The sequence below is a fragment of the Erwinia sp. E602 genome, from assembly GCF_018141005.1.
GTDB lineage: Bacteria > Pseudomonadota > Gammaproteobacteria > Enterobacterales > Enterobacteriaceae > Erwinia.
On sequence record NZ_CP046582.1, the window covers coordinates 2,330,364 to 2,346,992 of the forward strand.

General features: G+C 61.2%; 15 protein-coding genes. 6 read left to right on the forward strand and 9 right to left on the reverse strand.

What is annotated here, in order from left to right:
* The first annotated feature begins 103 nt into the window (after window positions 1-103).
* Window positions 104-1,012, forward strand: a complete 909-nt coding sequence (locus GKQ23_RS12005; protein WP_212411347.1) for an SDR family oxidoreductase — start codon at window positions 104-106, stop codon at window positions 1,010-1,012.
* A 102-nt stretch (window positions 1,013-1,114) separates the two neighbouring features.
* Here GKQ23_RS12005 and GKQ23_RS12010 read toward each other — a convergent pair whose 3' ends face one another.
* The 4 genes from GKQ23_RS12010 to GKQ23_RS12025 form a co-directional block, all read right to left on the reverse strand.
* Window positions 1,115-2,965: an ABC-F family ATP-binding cassette domain-containing protein gene (locus GKQ23_RS12010; protein ID WP_212411349.1), complete on the reverse strand. Its 1,851-nt coding sequence runs from the start codon at window positions 2,963-2,965 to the stop codon at window positions 1,115-1,117.
* A gap of 347 nt (window positions 2,966-3,312) precedes the next feature.
* Window positions 3,313-4,101, reverse strand: coding sequence for an ABC transporter ATP-binding protein (locus tag GKQ23_RS12015; protein ID WP_212411350.1), 789 nt, complete (start codon window positions 4,099-4,101; stop codon window positions 3,313-3,315).
* A complete protein-coding gene (locus GKQ23_RS12020) occupies window positions 4,101-5,120 on the reverse strand; it encodes an iron ABC transporter permease (protein WP_212411353.1) in 1,020 nt (339 codons plus the stop codon). The genes GKQ23_RS12015 and GKQ23_RS12020 overlap by 1 nt, the downstream gene beginning before the upstream one ends.
* Complete coding sequence (locus tag GKQ23_RS12025) at window positions 5,117-6,109, reverse strand: ABC transporter substrate-binding protein (RefSeq protein ID WP_056241762.1); 993 nt, start codon at window positions 6,107-6,109, stop codon at window positions 5,117-5,119. Before GKQ23_RS12025 ends, GKQ23_RS12020 begins: the two co-directional genes overlap by 4 nt.
* A 122-nt stretch (window positions 6,110-6,231) precedes the next feature.
* Between GKQ23_RS12025 and GKQ23_RS12030 the strand changes: the two genes are divergently transcribed.
* Together GKQ23_RS12030 and dksA are read left to right on the forward strand one after the other, a co-directional pair.
* On the forward strand, window positions 6,232-7,428 hold the full coding sequence (locus tag GKQ23_RS12030) for a GTP-binding protein (RefSeq protein WP_212411370.1): 1,197 nt from the start codon (window positions 6,232-6,234) through the stop codon (window positions 7,426-7,428).
* A 213-nt stretch (window positions 7,429-7,641) separates the two neighbouring features.
* Window positions 7,642-8,061, forward strand: a complete 420-nt coding sequence (gene dksA / locus GKQ23_RS12035; protein WP_249168513.1) for an RNA polymerase-binding protein DksA — start codon at window positions 7,642-7,644, stop codon at window positions 8,059-8,061.
* A gap of 57 nt (window positions 8,062-8,118) precedes the next feature.
* Here the strand turns inward: dksA and GKQ23_RS12040 are convergent, their stop codons facing one another.
* Window positions 8,119-9,591: an amidase gene (locus GKQ23_RS12040; protein WP_212411372.1), complete on the reverse strand. Its 1,473-nt coding sequence runs from the start codon at window positions 9,589-9,591 to the stop codon at window positions 8,119-8,121.
* Window positions 9,592-9,593: 2 nt separating this feature from the next.
* Window positions 9,594-10,916, reverse strand: coding sequence for an MFS transporter (locus tag GKQ23_RS12045; RefSeq protein ID WP_212411374.1), 1,323 nt, complete (start codon window positions 10,914-10,916; stop codon window positions 9,594-9,596).
* Between the two features lie 567 nt (window positions 10,917-11,483).
* On the opposite strand from GKQ23_RS12045, the gene GKQ23_RS12050 reads away from it, so the two are divergent.
* Complete coding sequence (locus tag GKQ23_RS12050; protein ID WP_212411376.1) at window positions 11,484-12,383, forward strand: LysR family transcriptional regulator; 900 nt, start codon at window positions 11,484-11,486, stop codon at window positions 12,381-12,383.
* Between the two features lie 110 nt (window positions 12,384-12,493).
* Here the strand turns inward: GKQ23_RS12050 and GKQ23_RS12055 are convergent, their stop codons facing one another.
* Entirely contained in the window at window positions 12,494-13,510 is a 1,017-nt protein-coding gene (locus GKQ23_RS12055) for a lipoate--protein ligase A (RefSeq protein WP_212411378.1), read from the reverse strand.
* Window positions 13,511-13,717: 207 nt separating this feature from the next.
* Between GKQ23_RS12055 and GKQ23_RS12060 the strand changes: the two genes are divergently transcribed.
* Complete coding sequence (locus GKQ23_RS12060; protein ID WP_056241241.1) at window positions 13,718-13,927, forward strand: osmotically-inducible lipoprotein OsmB; 210 nt, start codon at window positions 13,718-13,720, stop codon at window positions 13,925-13,927.
* 53 nt (window positions 13,928-13,980) lie between these two features.
* On the opposite strand, the gene GKQ23_RS12065 is transcribed toward GKQ23_RS12060, so the two are convergent.
* A complete protein-coding gene (locus GKQ23_RS12065) occupies window positions 13,981-14,340 on the reverse strand; it encodes an MmcQ/YjbR family DNA-binding protein (RefSeq protein ID WP_056241239.1) in 360 nt (119 codons plus the stop codon).
* Between the two features lie 236 nt (window positions 14,341-14,576).
* Here GKQ23_RS12065 and GKQ23_RS12070 point away from each other — a divergent pair, with 236 nt between their 5' ends.
* Window positions 14,577-15,506, forward strand: coding sequence for a nucleoside recognition domain-containing protein (locus tag GKQ23_RS12070; protein WP_101505683.1), 930 nt, complete (start codon window positions 14,577-14,579; stop codon window positions 15,504-15,506).
* Here the strand turns inward: GKQ23_RS12070 and GKQ23_RS12075 are convergent.
* A complete protein-coding gene (locus GKQ23_RS12075) occupies window positions 15,495-16,595 on the reverse strand; it encodes a Fic family protein (RefSeq protein ID WP_056241232.1) in 1,101 nt (366 codons plus the stop codon). The genes GKQ23_RS12070 and GKQ23_RS12075 overlap by 12 nt on opposite strands.
* Window positions 16,596-16,629: the final 34 nt, after the last annotated feature.

Below are 16,629 nucleotides of genomic sequence, written 5' to 3' on the forward strand. Positions count from 1 at the left end.
GGATTAACAGGGCAGCACGGTGATTAATTTCCCGCTCAGACCTTCCGCCAGCGGCAGCCTGTTCTAAGCTTTACCCTTCATTCGTCGCGACAAAGGGGTTCCCATGAGCCAGAAAACCGGTACTTTCAACTCACTTAACGCCACCAATGCCAGCACTTATCCCGTGCCGCCGTTTGCACAGCAAAAGCAGCCGTTTCCCGGCCTCGCCAGCGAAATGCAGCCGCGCCCGGACCACGGTGAAACCTCTTATCAGGGCAGCGGCAGGCTGAACGGTCGCCGGGCGCTGATCACCGGCGGTGATTCCGGCATTGGCCGCGCGGTGGCGATTGCCTTCGCCCGTGAAGGAGCGGACGTGGCTATCAACTACCTGCCGGACGAGGAGCAGGACGCGCGTGAGGTGGTGGAGCTAATCCGTCAGGCCGGACGCAGGGCGGTAGCAATTCCCGGTGATATCACCGACGAGGCCTTCTGCCAGCGGCTGGTCAGCGAGGCCGTTGAACAACTGGGCGGGCTGGATCTGCTGGTCAACAACGCCGGACGCCAGCAGTTCCGTGAATCAATTCTTGACCTGAGCACCGCGGATTTTGACGCCACCTTTAAAACTAACGTCTATGCGATGTTCTGGATCACTAAAGCGGCGGTGCCGCACCTGCCCGCCGGTGCCTCGGTGATCAACACCAGCTCGGTGCAGGCGTTTAAGCCTAGCGAAATCCTGCTCGACTACGCGCAGACCAAGGCCGCGATCGTCGCCTTTACCAAATCGCTGGCCAAACAGCTTGGCCCGCAGGGCATTCGCGTAAACGCGGTGGCACCGGGACCGTACTGGACGGCGCTGCAGGTGTGCGGCGGTCAGCCGCAGAGCAAAGTCGAGGAGTTTGGTGCCTCCGCGCCGCTCGGCCGCCCAGGCCAGCCCGCCGAGATCGCGCCGCTGTACGTCACGCTGGCCGCGGCTGAAAACAGCTACACCTCCGGCCAGGTGTGGTGCTCGGACGGCGGTACCGGCACCCTGTAATCTCAATCTGCGCTGGCGTAACAACCCTATCGGCCGCCTTTGGGCGGCCGTTTTTATGGTTACTGCTTATTGTGTTATCAGGAGCGGCAGCGTAATGGGACGTTACTCCTCGCCGATCCCCAGCAGCCCGTTCAGCTGGCTTATGCGTAGCTGCCACTGCTGTTGCAGGGCGGGCTTCTGGTGGTGAGGCCTGCGCTGCTGGTCCGCCATTAGCCGGCTTTCCAGCGTCACCAGCTCTTCCAGCCACTGCTCCTCAACCTGCTGCACGTCGCCGTTCGCTTCACAGGGGGATGCCAGGCCCGGCATTCTGGCGTCGCTGCCACGTCGTAGCGCTACGCCTGGATCGCCGCCGTCCGGGCAGCCCACCGCCGGTAAAGCTGCCTTGCCGGATGCGTGGCTCCCGGGCATCACGTTGTCAGCCTTGATATGCGCCTCGCCCCGCAGCCGATCGTTCACCGCCGCCAGATCGTGCCACTCGGTCAGTTCACCGCCGTCAATCAGCCAGTAGCGGTTGCAGCTTTGCGTCATCAGCGTGCGGTCGTGTGACACCATAATCACCGCCCCCGGATAGTCCCGCAGCACCACCGCCAGCTCCTCTTTACCCGCCAGGTCGAGGTGGTTGGTCGGTTCATCCAGCAGTAACAGCGAGTAGCGGGCCAGCGACAGCCCAACCAACAGCAGCCGCGCGCGTTCACCGCCGCTCAGCGTGCTCACCGACTGCTGATGCCGCTGCCAGCTAAAGCCGGCGCTAATCAACGCGCGGCGTCGCTGCTCCTCGCTGAGCGGGGCGAACCCGGCCAGCGCCTCGCTCAGGCTGTGCCCGTCGCGCAGCGTTTGCTGGTGCTGATCGTAGTAACCGATGCGCACGCGCGGGTGGAAGGTGATGCCCGGCACCTCCGCCGGGCGCTGCTGATACGCCTGCCACAGCTGCTGCAGCAGTGAGGATTTACCGCTGCCGTTGCGCCCGGCCAGCGCGATACGGTCGCCGCTTTTTACCCGCAGTTGGCGCAGCTGATACAGCGGCGGGGACGCCGCCGCCGCGCGCACCGTCAGCCCCTCCAGCGCCAGCAGCCGGTCCGCCGCCAGCGCCTCACCGGCCAGACGCAGCTGCCAGCGCGAACCGGCGCTGACCCCGGTCTGCTGCTCCTGCAGGCGCGCCACCTGCTTCTCCATCTGTTTCGCCTTGCGCGCCAGCCCTTCGTTGTCATAGTCGCGCCCCCACAATGCCAGCCGGCGGGCGCTTTTGGCCACCCGGTCGATCTCGTTTTGCTGCGCCTGACGGCGGTGGCGGTCGGCGTCATCCTGCTCCGCCAGCGCGGCGCGTGCCGCCGTGCAGGGCAGCGCAATGCTGACTATCTGACGGTCACGCAGGATCCAGCTCACCCCGGTGACGGCGTCCAGCAGCTGGCGGTCGTGGGAGACCATCACCAGGCTGCCGCGCCACTGCTGTAAAAACTGCTCCAGCCACAGCAGCGTCGGCAGATCGAGGTGGTTGCCCGGCTCATCCAGCAGCAGCAGGTCCGGCTGGCGGATCAGCGCGCGGGCCAGCAGCAGCCGGGTCTGCTGACCGCCGCTCAGTTCGGCGGCGGTTTTCTGCCAGAGCGGGGGAGCGAAACCGGTCTGCTCCAGCAGTAGATCAGCCTGCCAGCGCTGCGGCGGTTCGGCACTGCCGGGCAGGCCGTGCAGCAGCACCTCCGGCAGAGGCAGTCGTGCCAGGTCCGGCGGCAGAAACTGTTCCACCTGCGCCACCACGCAGCGGGCGGCACGGGTGAGGCTGCCACGGCCGGGGGCCAGCCTGCCGCTGAGCAGGTTTAACAGGGTACTTTTACCGCAGCCGTTATCGCCGATCAGGCCGATACGGTCGCCGGTATTGAGGGTGAAGTTCAGGTCAGACAGCAGCGGGCCGCCGGCCAGATCGAGGCTCAGCGCCTGGGCAGAAAGAAGTGTACTCATAATGACTGGTCCAGTTTTTTGGGCGTAACAATGCCCTCGTCATAGTCGCTGACGATAACCGGTAAGCCGGAGGGAAGAACTCAGATTAGTGGGCTTCGCTCAGACCCGTTATCGCAGCACGATAGCAGAAAGGTCTGAGCAGCGACGATCGCTGATGACAGGTGAATAAAGAAACCATTCACGTGTGAGCATAGCCATCCTCCTTAATATAGTTATCTGAGTGAATCGGTGAAAAAAGTATAAGCAACAACCGCAGCGGCGGCCAGCTAAATAATAAAACTGGCCGGATTAGTGCGGCTTCAGGGTTAAGTTAAATAGCGGCAAATCAGCGCTGAATTGTTGGCTGGTTATCCCGCCGTAACACCAGCTGCACAGAGCGGGCAGTGGAAATCGATGCGCATCACCCCCGGATGGCGCTGCTCGACGCTGGCATCCACCTGCCAGATGGCGGCGATACGCTGCGGCGTCAGTACCTGCTGCGGCGTGCCGGCGGCGGCGACCTCACCCTGCTTCAGCACCACCAGATGCTGGCAGTAGCGCGCGGCGAGGTTGAGATCGTGCAGCGCCACCACCACGGTAACCGGCAGGCTGGCGATCAGCTGCATCAGCGCCAGCTGGTGCTGAATATCCAGATGGTTGGTCGGCTCATCCAGCAGCAGCACATGCGGCTGCTGCGCCAGCGCACGGGCAATCTGACAGCGCTGTTTTTCGCCGCCGGAGAGCTGCTGCCAGCGGCGCTGGCGCAGCGGCTGCAGGTGGGTCATCTCCAGCGCGGCGGCGACCGCCTGCGCGTCCTCTCTCTGCCACGGGCTCAAGGCTCCCCGGTGCGGGCTGCGGCCAAGACGCACGATCTCCTCCACGCTCAGCGCATCTTCTGCCTCCGCGTGCTGGCTGACCAGCGCCAGCCGCTGCGCGCGCTGGCGGGCCGAAAGCAGGCGTAACGGCTGCCGGTCAAGCTGCACCGCGCGCTGCGGATCGGGGTACAGCCCCGCAAGGCACTTGAGCAGCGTCGATTTCCCGCTGCCGTTCGGCCCCAGCAGGCCAACGGTCTGCCCGCTGGCGGCATTAAAATCAATCCGCTGCAAAATCGTCTGCGCCTGGCGGGTCAGGGTCAGCTGCCGTGCGCTAAGCTCCATCAGGCTGCCCCCCGTTGCCGCCAGAGGATCGCTGCAAACACCGGTGCACCGACCAGCGCGGTGACCACGCCGATCGGCAGTACCTGATGGGCAATCAGGCTGCGCGACAGCAGGTCGGCGATAATCATAAAGTGTGCCCCGGCGAGGAAAGCGGCCGGCAGCAGCCGCAGATGCGGCGGCCCGGTAAAGAAGCGGGTCAGATGCGGGATCACCAGCCCGATAAATCCTACCGCGCCGATAATGCTCACCAGCACCGCGGTCAGCAGCGCGGCGGTCAGCAGCAGCACGATGCGTACCGGCGTGACGGCGGTGCCCAGCGTGGTCGCCACCTCCTCACCAAAGCTGAACGTGTCAAGCGTGCGGGCAAACCACAGAAACAGCAGCAGCGCCAGACCGGTAACCGCCATGCTCAGTAACACGTCCGGCCAGCGCACGCCGCTCAGGCTGCCCAGCAGCCAGAACATCACGCCGCGCGACTGCTCGGCGTTGGCCGAGGTGCTGACCACGCAGGCGGTCAGGGCGTTGAACAGCTGCGTTGCCGCGATACCGCTGAGGATAATGCGCGCCGGGCCGTCGCGCAGCCCGCGCGCCAGCAGCATAATCACCGCAAACGCCGCCAGCGCGCCGAGAAACGCGCCGCCGCTCACCGACAGCAGGCTGCCGCCGAAACCCAGTAACATCACCAGCACCGCGCCGGTGGAGGCACCGGCGGATATACCCAGCAGATAAGGTTCCGCCAGTGGGTTACGCAGCAGAGCCTGTAATACCACGCCACAGATCGCCAGCCCGCCACCGCTAAACGCCGCCATCACCGCCCGACTCATCCGGTACTGCCAGACCACGCCCTGTTCGATAGCCGGCAGCGGATACTGGCTCACACCCAGCCCGTTACTCACCGCCTGCAGGGTATGACTGAAGGAGACCGGCAGCTCGCCGCTGGCGGCGGCCAGCAGGGTGAGAGCACCCGTGCTCAGCGTTCCCGCAGTCAGCAGCAGGGACGTTTTCAGCAGCGGGTTCATGGCTGCGCCGCAGAACGGGCAATCTGCTGACCGATCAGCTCAACGGCGTCGACGTTACGCAGCGACGGATTGAGCGACATCGCCGGTACCACGATCAACTGGTTATTTTTTACCGCCGGTAGCTCTCTGGTCACCGGATCGCTGTGCAGAAACGCCATTTTCTGCGTGATATCGTCTGCCGGGTAGAGGCGGCGATCCATACTGGCCAGCACAATGACGTCCGGCTGCAGGCGGGCGATCTGTTCCCAGCTGACCGCCGGCCACTCCTGATTTGACGCAATCACGTTTTGCAGGCCCAGCGTGCGGCTGATCCAGCCCGGCGCTCCATCGCGCCCGGCCACCCAGGGATCGCCGTTCAGCCGGGTGCTGGAGAACCAGTACAGCACCTTCAGCGGCCGCACCTGCGACGCCTTCAGCTGCTGCTGTACGCGGGTAATGCGCCCGGCCAGCTGTTCGGTCAGCGCCAGCCCACGCGGCTCAACGTCAAAAATCTGCGCCAGCTGGCTGATTTCCTGGTAGATCGCATCCAGCGAGAATGGCGCGCTGCGGGCACCGTCACCGTTTGATTCCGCCGTCACCGCTTTACCGATGCAGTCAGCGGGGGAGAGCCAGGTGTTGATCCCCAGCTGCTCAAAGCGTTCGCGGCTGGCGACTTCCCCCTGGGGGCCTAGATGCCAGCTGTACTGCGCTAATACCAGATCCGGCTTCTGTGCCACTACGGCCTCAAAGCCGGGGGCATTATCGGCCAGTCGCTTAAGATCCTTTCCGGCTGCCCGTACCCCATCCGGCAGCGGACCAAACCACACCGAAGTCCCGGCAATTTTCTTCTCCAGACCCAGCGCCAGTAGCAGTTCGGTTTCATGCTGACCGATGGTTACCACCCGCTGTGGGGCGGCCTGAAAGGTTTCATCGCGATCGCAGTTATGCACGGTTAGCGGATACGCGGCAGAGACGGAAAGAGAGACGGCAAGGGAGAGGGCGGAGAGCATCGGCAACAGCAGTTTTCTGGATTTCACGGGGTTAACACCTGAATTTAGATATGTTATAACATATCAATTATTCTGCATTCAGGCGTATCCCGAGTCAAGCGCCGTGACAATGAGATCTCAGCATGCAACCGCGACTTCCCCTGACCATCCTTAACGGCTTTCTTGGCGCCGGTAAAACCACCCTGCTGAAAAGCCTGCTGCAGCAGGCCGGGCAACGGTCGCTGCCGGTTAGCGTGATCGTTAACGACATGAGCGAACTGGACGTGGACGGCGTGCTGATTGCCAGTACCGGTATCGCCGGCCACGAAAACCGCTTTATTACGCTCTCAGCCGACAGTGTCAGCAGCGTTACCGGTGTTCAGAAGCTTGAGCTGGCGCTGCAACGGCTGGCTTCCGGCAATCGCCCCGCACATATCCTGCTGGAAACCTCGGGGAGCAGCCATCCGCTGCCGCTGGTGAGAGCGCTGCGCGACCATCCCTTAGTCCGGTTAACGGGATTTCTGACGCTGATGGATGCGGTGATGCTCAACGGCGACTATCACGGCGGCGCGGACCTGCTGCCACGCTGGCAGCGTCATCTGGCTGCCGGGCAACGCGGCGTGGAGAACCTGCTGGCCGAGCAGCTGCTGTTCTGCAGCCAGCTGTTGCTGACGAAAACCGACCGGCTGACGGCAGAGCAGGTGGTCAGTATCGCCCACGCGGTACATCCGATTAATCCGGGCGTGGCGGTGATGGCCCTGCCGTGGGGGAATCTGCCGATAGAGAGGGTGCTCAACGCGCCGGACTATGACTTTCATCGCGTGGGACGGCTGATTGAGGAGCTGGCGCCGCAGGTGGACCGCATGACGCCGCAGCGCGCGCCCTATGATATTGAGTCACGGGTGATTGAGGACGACAGGCCGTTCCACCCGCAGCGGCTATGGGACACCTGGCAGCAGTTTACCGGCATGGGTATCCATCGCAGTAAAGGCTTTTTCTGGCTGCCGGGGCGCGATGACCTGGCGCTGCTGTGGAACCAGGCGGCGGGCAGCATCGGGCTGGAGTTTATCAGCTACTGGAAGGCGGGGGTGTTGCGCCACGAGGATAACCGACTCAATGCCGGGGAGCGGGCGATGCTGCAACAGCAGCTGGACGCGATGCCGGGGCGCTTTGGCGACCGGCGCTGCAGCCTGACGGTAATTGGCCTGCGCGACCAGCTCGATCCGTTTGTCGCGGCGCTTAAACGCTGTTTTCTGACCGAACGGGAGATCGCCTGGTGGCAGGCGGGCGGGGAGTTTAGCGATCCCTGGCCGACGAGCGTGGCGCGGCTGCAGGTTTGACCGCCACCACTCAGCTTCAGGGAAAGGCCCCGCGTCCATCGACGTATTGGTCATACATAGCCGCTGAACAGTCAAAACCCTTTGCGTGAGCGAATCACGCGGCTACGGCTTTGACCGGAGAGTGTGCTGAGCACGTAAAGAATCATGACTACTACCGCATCAACTATCTACTAAGACGGCGTGATGACCGTTCATAAGCAGCAGAGGGCAAAGATGCCAGCAAAGAAACAGACCGAAGAACAGAAAATCCTGGCGATGAAACCAGAGCACTATATGAATACGCAACAGCAGGCATTTTTCCGTCAGCGGCTGGAGCAGGAGAAACAGGCGCTGCTGCTGCATATTGCCGAGCTGAAGCAGGGGCTGCAGGGCGGCGATAATCACGGTGACGAAGCGGATAAAGCGTTAAGAGAGGAGGAACTGCGGCTGCTGTTTCGGCAGATCGATCGTGAATCGCGGCTGCTGCCAAAAATCGACGCGGCCCTGACTCGCCTGCGTAACGGCGAATACGGCTACTGCCTGGAATCCGGCGACCCGATCGGCCTGCCGCGCCTGCTGCTGCGGCCCACGGCGGAGCTGAGTATTGATGCAAAGGCGGCGCAGGAGATTCGGGAACTGGGGTACAGGAAGTAACTGTTTTGAATCCGTTTAAGCCGCGATAATCTGATGATTCATCGCGGCTTTCTGTTTTTACCCTGTCACGTGCACCATTGGCTGGTGGCCAATACCAAATCTCCCCCCCAGCGCACGCTCCAGCTGGGCGGCCAGCTGCAGCAGCTGCGCGTCGTTGCCCTGGCGGGTCTGCGCGTGAATGCCCAGCGGAATGCCGGACTGCTGGTGGCCGAGCGGCAGGGAGATGCCGGGGGTGCCGGTGACGCTGGCCAGCGGCGTATAGGCGAAGATATCCCACAGGCCGTAGAACCAGTCCAGCACGTCCGGGTTGTCGCTGGTGGTCAGATAGCGTTTATCGCCCAGCAGCGGCGTCGGTTTGGCAAAGGTCGGGGTGAGGATAATATCCCACTGCTGATAAAAGTTGCCCAGCCGCCGTGCGGTAGTGTTAAACACGTCCTGCATTTTCCAGCGTTCGCTGTAGCTCATATCAATGCCTTTCTGCCAGATCTTAATATTGATCGGCTCGACAAGATCTTCCGGCGGTGCATCCAGCCCCTTTTTCTCCAGCAGGCGGGCGATAAACTGCGCAAAGTTGCCGATATAGCAGCTGGTCTGCGCGGCAAACGCCGCCTCAAAGTCGATATCCGGCACCTGCCACTCCACCTGATGCCCCAGCTCGGCCAGCAGCCCGGCGGCGCGCTCCAGTTCGCGAACAAAGTGCGGGTCGGCGCGGTAATCCCCCCACTCATGGGAGATAGCGATGCGCAGCGGCGGCGGGTCGCGTTTGATCAGCTCGCTGCACGGCTCCGCACTCTGCCAGTAGGGCATAAACTCCCCAGGCGCACCGCCGCGGCAGCTGTCGACAAACAGGGCGCTGTCCCGCACCGAGCGGCTGACGCAGCCCTGGGTGGAGACGTAGCCGCTGATATCGGAGAGCGCCGGGGCGATGGAGAACACGCCGCGCGAGCTTTTCAGGCCGATCAGCCCGTGCGATCCGGCGGGAATACGGATCGAACCGCCGCCGTCGGTGGCGTGCGCCAGCGGTAGCACCCCGGCGGCCACCGAGGCCGAAGCCCCGGCCGAAGAACCAAAGGTGGTGTATTCCGGATTCCACGGATTGCGGGTGACGTAGATGTCAGGGTTTTCCGCCGAGCCGCAGACGCCAAACTCCGGCGTGGCGCTGCGGCCGATAATGTTCAGCCCGGCGTTGCGGATCTGCTGCGTCAGGAATGCATCCTCCGCCGGGCGGTTGCCGCGCAGAAATTTCGATCCCTGCTCCTGCAGGCGGCCTTTGACGCCCGGCCCGAGGTCTTTCATCAGGAAGGGCACGCCGGCAAACGGGCCATCCAGCCGCGTACCGTCGGTAGCCGGCGCGTGGATGGCGTCGTCAAACAGTTCAACCACCGCGCCAGTCGCCGGATTGACGCGGGCAACGGCGTCGGCGGCCTGGTGGGCGAGTTCCGCCGCCGTTACCTCACCCGATTTAACCTTTGCCGCCAGCGCGACGGCATCCGCGGAGGCCCACGCCTCCCAGCTCATTACAGTGCTCATAGTCAGAGATCCTCAGGGTTTAACAGAGGGCGATGCGCGATGACCGGCGGCCGCGACGAGGTGCGGGTCTTAATCAGCGCCACCGAGATCAGGCACAGAATATTGGCGGCAATCAGATACCAGCCGGGCGACACCGGGTCGCCGGTGCTTTTGATCAGCCAGGAGAAGACGATCTGCGCGGTACCACCGAACAGGGTGATGCCAAAGGCATAGGCGATGGAAAAACCGGTGGAGCGGATCGCTTTCGGGAAGTTCTCGCACAGCACGACCAGAACGCCGGAGCCGCTGATGCACTGCAGTGCCGCCAGCACGGCGATCACCGCAAAGAACACCGGTTCACTGCGCGTGCTGTTAATCAGGTCCAGCGCCGGCAGCAGCAGTATCAGCAGCAGCAGGCGCGGCGCGATAATCGTCACTTTGCGGCCAAAGCGATCCGCCATCCAGCCGCCGACCAGCGAGAAAACCACCACGCAGCCGCCGATCATCATGGTGGAGATCATCGCCGTACCGGAGTCAAAGTGCAGCTCGCTCAGCGCATAGGTGGTCATATAGTTCAGGAAGTACTGGGTGATGGTGCTGCCGGAGAGCATAAAGATCCCCAGCAATACCAGGCTGCGGTGATTTTTCATCACCTGTGACAGCAGCCCGCGGGTGGTGGTTTTGCTGCTCTGTTCTGCCGGGGTAAAACTTTCATGCAGGTGGCGGCGCAGGTAGATGGCAATCGGCAGGATCAGCAGGCCAAAGGCGAAGGGCAGGCGCCAGCCCCAGCTGGCGAGCTGCTCCGGCGTCAGCCAGACGGTCAGCGAGTAGCCGATCAGCCCGGCGCTGATGCCGGCAACTCCCTGGGCGACAATCTGCCAGCTGGCGTAGAATGCCCGTTTGCCTTCCGGTGCCGCTTCCATAATAAAGGTGGTGGCCGGTCCGGCTTCGCCGCCCCAGGCCAGCCCCTGCATCATGCGGATCAGCACCAGCAGGATCGGCGCGGCGATACCGATGGTTTCATAGCCGGGCAGGAACACCAGCCCGCCGGTGCCGATGGTCATCAGCGCCATGGTCAGCAGCATCGCCGGTTTGCGCCCGGCGCGGTCGGCGTAGCTGCCGATAAAGATCGCCCCCAGCGGCCGCACAATAAAGCCGATGCCGAACACGGAAACGGAGAGCAGCAGGCTCATAAACGGCGTTTCCGACGGGAAGAAGACGTTGCCGATCATAATAGCGAAGGTGGCGTAGGCGCTGAAATCAAAAAACTCGACCGCTGCCCCCAACACCACGGCAACCACTTCTTTACGGCTTGCGCGCCGGGGCGCGGTTGTTTCATGCGACATAGCAGAAGCTCCTGTTGAATTGAGCAGAATGTTATTATTGCTGGTCAGGGTTAATGCCCGTCGTGATGATGATGACTGCCTGAATTAATTGCCGCAGCAGGCTGCGAATGTCAGATATAACAAAGGCCGCGTGCCCCGACCAGCACAATTGCGCTGGAGCAGTGTCAACAAAATGTGAGCACTCAGGAGGTGGCGATAAAAATGCCCGGAAAGATGAACCACAGTAACGCATTGAAATTTCTGGATTATAGTCCGATCATGCCGTCACACCGATCTGTTTTCAAAAACAAAAATGATCATAACGCACTAAAAATGTGCGCTCTGTCATGGTTTGCTTATCGATCCGCTGAAAGGGGTTTTCCGGTTAATATGATGATTGCTAACCTGTTTCTTTCAGAGCAAAAAAATGTGATCGGACGCTTAAATTCAACGCTGCACAAATAGCGATCGCGATGCGCCATAAGCGGGCAGCGATATATTCATTCCTGTCGCTGAGGGTATTTGCATCATCAATAAAAAACGGTGATGATAATTTTCATCTTATAATACTGTACGGCAGGAGCAATTATGCAGCTCAGGGCACTGCGATATTTTAGTCAGGTCGCCAAATCCGCCTCGCTGCGTGAGGCCGCGGAGAAGCTGTTTGTCACCGCCACGGCGGTGACCCGGCAGATTGAGATCCTTGAGCACTATTACGGCGCGTCGCTGGTCGAGCGCAGCCCACGCGGCATCAGGCTGACGCGTGAGGGGGAGTTTCTGGCGCAGGCGATCCACGCCACGCTGACCGAGCTGGACAGCGTTAAGGATAAGATTGCCGCCTCGAACAGCATTGTCTCCGGCAGCGTGCGGCTGTGCGCCGCCGAAAGCCTGATGTCTTCGTTTATCGCGCCGGCGATTGCCGGATTCAGCGCGTTGCATCCCAGGGTGACGTTTGAGATTGAAACCGGCAGCGCACCCCATATCGCCGCCGAACTGCTGGCGGGGCGGGCTGACGTGGCGCTGACCTTTTATCTGCCGGTCAGCGCCGACCTGCAGATCACCCACAGCTGTGAACTGCAGCACAAGGTGGTGATGTCACATCAGCATCCGCTGGCGGTGAAAAGTAGCCTGACGCTGAAGGAGGTGGCGCAGTACCCGCTGTGCATTCCGTCAGAGAACTTTGCCGTACGCCAGCTGATGGAGTCGGCCGCCCGCCGCGAAGGGCTGACCTTTGATATCCGCTATGTTGCCAGCTCGCTGGACGTGCAGAAGCGGCTGGCGGTGCTCGGCCTGGCGCTGATTATCCAGCCGCAGCTGAACGTTAACGATAGTACCGACCACGACCAGCTGATTGCGGTATCGCTGGCCGACCCGGTGATGGGGCGGGTAAAGGTTGACCTGTGTCTGCCGCGCCAGCGCAATCTGTCGATGGCCACCCGGCTGTTCCATCAGCAGCTGGCGGCGATCGTGGTCAGGCAGAACGGCTAACCGCTGGTGTCATATCCTATCGCCGACCCGCAGGGCAGCTATGCGTCGGCCAGCGCAATCCGGACCGGCAGGTAACGGATGCCCGGCCCCTGAAAGCGGCAGGGCCGCTGCTAACTAATGCTAATCAGCAGCCATTCGCGCAGCTGCGCCAGTTCCGCCTGCTGCTGCGGATAGTCGGCCTGCACCGACGCCAGGCAGGCGGCTACGTCCGCCGGCCGATAGGTTACGCCCGGTAACGTCAGCGCCAGCTGCTCCAGAGGGGCGGGATTCAGGCTGTCGGTAAAAATCTGGCAGCGCGCGATCGTCCCACGCTCAACGTCGAAATGGATCTCCACGCCGCCCCAGCTAAAGCGCTCATCCAGCTGATGGCTGAACTCCGGCGCCTGACCAAAGTTCCACTCCCAGCTGCTCTGACGGGCAAACAGCGCTTCGAAACCGGGCAGGTCGGGCAGGGCATCCGGCGAAATCAGTTCCGGCTCGCAGCGTTCGTTAAAGTGGCTGAAAAAGGCTTCCTGTGTTGCCTCACAGATTTGAGCAAAGTCGATCCCCGGCACCAGCTCCCGCAGGTTGGCCACCCTGGCCCGCACCGAGGTAATGCCCTTGGCCTGCAGCTTTTTCTGGTCCGGGTTGAGGTAGTTGGCCAGCCGCGACAGGTCGGCATCGATCAGCAGCGTGCCGTGGTGGAAACCGCGATCCGCCGCCTCTTTATAGGCCGACCCGGAAACTTTCCGCACGCCGTCTGCGGTGTTGACCACCAGGTCATTACGGCCGGACGCCTCCGCCTGCACGCCCAGCGAAGCGAGCGCCTGCAGGATAATGCCGGTAGAAACGCTTTTATCGTATCCGGGTTTGCCGGCCATAAAGGTAAAGCAGCAGTTGCCGAGATCGTGAAACACCGCGCCGCCGCCGCTGCTGCGCCGCGCCAGACGCACATTATCTTCCGCCATTCGCCGTGTATTGCACTCTTTCCACGCGTTCTGCGCGCGGCCGATCACCACCGTCTCAGCGTTCTGCCACAGAAACAGCACCCGCTGGGTCGGCGGCATCTGGCGGAAGATGCACTCTTCAACGGCAAGGTTAAACCAGGGATCGTGCGACAGCGACAACAGCAGGCGTAGTGAGGACATTCAGTTTCCCGTTCATTTAGTTATTAAAATCATCCTGGAAGATGCTTTTTTACTCATTAAAAAATAAGAATTTTTACCTATCGTAATAAACTAGCAGAGAGTAAATTGACTGCAAAGGGAATAGCAGGCTAAAACGGATCGGGTCAGTACAAATAACACACTTAACTCTTCTACATTCCATTATCATTAATGGTAATGAGGTCTTTGATGCTCTTAAAACGCAGCTGTACTATTGCCGTCGTCCTGTTGGTCACCTTCTCGATCACCGCGTGCGGTATGTCCCACCGCGGACGTAACACCGCCATTGGCGCGGGTGTCGGTGCCGTAGGTGGCGCGGTTCTTACCGGCGGCAGCACCTGGGGTACTCTGGGCGGCGCGGCCATCGGTGGCCTGGTCGGACACGAAGTGAGCCGCTGAGTCTCGCTTGCCTGGCGGTGGTTATCTCCGGTAACTGCCGCCACAAATTCCGCTTAAAATTTCGGCCGCCGGTATTTCGGTACACCCTCTAATACTAAACGATACGACTCTTCAACCAGCTGGCTAATTAACGCTGCGCTAATCTTTTCCCCCGGCCACACCGTAATCCAGTGGCGCTTATTCATATGATAGCCCGGTCTGATGCTGTCATAAATAGCCCGGTGCAGCTCACCGTCCTGCTCGCGACACTTCAGGGTAACGATCTTCTCGCCGTGACGTTCGGTCAGCAACAGAAAAATTTTATCGGCGACTTTAAACACCTGATGTTCCGGCCCGAACGGATAGCTGCACGCCGAGGCGGCCAACAGCTCTGCCGTGGCGATCGCCGCCTGATGGATCTCATTACCCTGCATTGTTGCTCTCCTCAAACGTCTTTTCTCGTTCACCCATGTTCACCAACGTTGTTAAGCGCCAGCGTGGTGATTAGTCAGAAACGATTCCACACTCTTGCTTACATTCTGCCGTTAATACTGCTTTATGCAAATGATTACTCAGCAAATTATTTCTCTGCCAACCAGCCTTAAGCATTGGCAGAGGCAAAAAATGCGATAAGCTAAGCGAAACTTTACTCAACCTTACGGAGCAGGGAATGGATATCATTGGGATCATCATGGCGGCGGGCAAGGCCTCGGTTGACGTGGCGCTCTACACGCTGATCCCGGTTATGGTAGTGATGCTGATTATTATGAAGTATCTGGAAGCACGCGGGATACTCGATCGCATCGTGGCGCTGCTCAGCCCGCTGTTAAAACCTTTTGGCATTACCGGATTGGGCATTTTCGCGCTGATCCAGCTTAACTTCGTCAGCTTTGCCGCACCGCTGGCGGCGCTGGCGATTATGGAAAAACGCGGTACCTCCGATCGCCATCTGGCCGCTACCCTGGCGATGCTGTTTGCCATGGGGCAGGGTAACGTGTTCTATCCGCTGATCCCGTTCGGGCTGCAGTGGGGCGCGGCGATTGGGATCTCAGTGGCCGGCGGGCTGGCCGCGTCGGCGGTGACCTGGTATCTGTCTGGCCGGCGCTTATCGGTTAAATCGTTGCTGCCGGAGACCATGCCGGTTGAGGACAAGTCATCCAGCGGGGCGATCGCCATTATTAACGGTGCAGGCTCGGACGCCATTCGTCTGTCGCTCGGTTCGGTGCCGATGCTGATCCTGTCGCTGACCATCGTCGGCATTCTGAAAGAGGCGGGCGCTATCGATCTGCTTACCCGTCTGATTTCGCCGCTGCTGGCCGCGGTAAGTATTTCCGACGTCTACGTGTTACCGGCGCTGACCAAGTGCCTGGCCGGCGGCACCGCGTATTTTGGCGTGGCATCCGACCTGCTGCAGCGCGGCCTGTTAACTCCGCAGCAGATCAACGCCTCGGCCGGCTTTATGGTGCAGACGCTGGATCTGCCCGGCATTGGTATTTACCTCGGCATCGCCAGCCGCTTTGTGCGTCTGTTCCGCTTTGCGCTGCCCGGCGCGCTGATCGGTATTGCGCTACGTTCGGTGCTGCATGCTTTACTGTTTTAGCGCTGGAAGGCTGTAACGGGTGCTGCGCCCGCCACCGGGGTTAACGACCAGGTAGCCCAGCTCAACCAGCTGGGCCAGATGACGGGTGGCGGTGGCGCGGCTGACTCTGGCCACCGCTTTATACTGGCTGTTGTTAATCCCGTCGCTAAAGTCTCCGTCGAGCAGGCGGTTCAGCACCTTAACCTGTTCACCGCCTAACGCCGACCGCCCGAAGCGCTGCCAGTAGCGGGTTTTAAACACCGTTTGCTCAATCACCGTCAGCGTCTCTTCGATCGAGGCTTTCAGCATATCGATAAACCAGCTGAGCCAGCCGGTGATCTCCAGTTCGCCACGCTGCGTCTGTTCCAGCACCTGATAATAGTCCCGGCGGTGGGTATTGATGGTGCGCGACATCGCATACAGCCGTACCGTATTGCGCTCGGCCTGCGCCAGCGCCAGGTCCATGATCAGCCTACCGATGCGGCCGTTGCCGTCTTCAAACGGATGCAGGGTTAAGAACCACAGGTGGGCGATGCCGGCGCGCAGCAGCGGATCGATCTGCCGATCGTCGCCGCTGGTGTTAAACCAGCGGAGGAAAGCGTCGACCTCACCGTCCACCGCTTCACTCGCCGGGCCTTCAAAGTGAACCAGCGGTTTATCCAGCCGGCCGGAAACGACCTGCACCGGGCCGCTGCGAAACTGCCCGCCGGCGATCGGATGAAACAGCGCCGCGCCATCCGGAAAGAGCAGGGCGTGCCAGTGCAGCAGGCGTTCACGAGTCAGCGGCTGGTCAAGGTTTTCGATGGCGTCCAGCGCCGAGGCGACCAGACCTTCAGTTTTCTGATCCACCGGCCAGGCCAGCTCGTTATCCACACCCAGGTGCAGCGCCAGCGATGAACGTACCGAACGGGCGTTGAGCTTTTCGCCCTCGATATCACTGGAATAAAGGATATTGGCCAGCACGTTATCCAGCGTACTGGTTGTGGTATCCAGCAGCAGGCTGCTACCGTAGAGTTTTCCCTGCAGAAACCGTACGTCACGCAGCAGCGGATCGAGCTGCTGGCGATCCCAGCCAAACGCCGGCCAGTTTTCCTGCTGCCAAATCCACATGCTGTGCTCCTGAGTCAATTAGAAGGGTTATTCG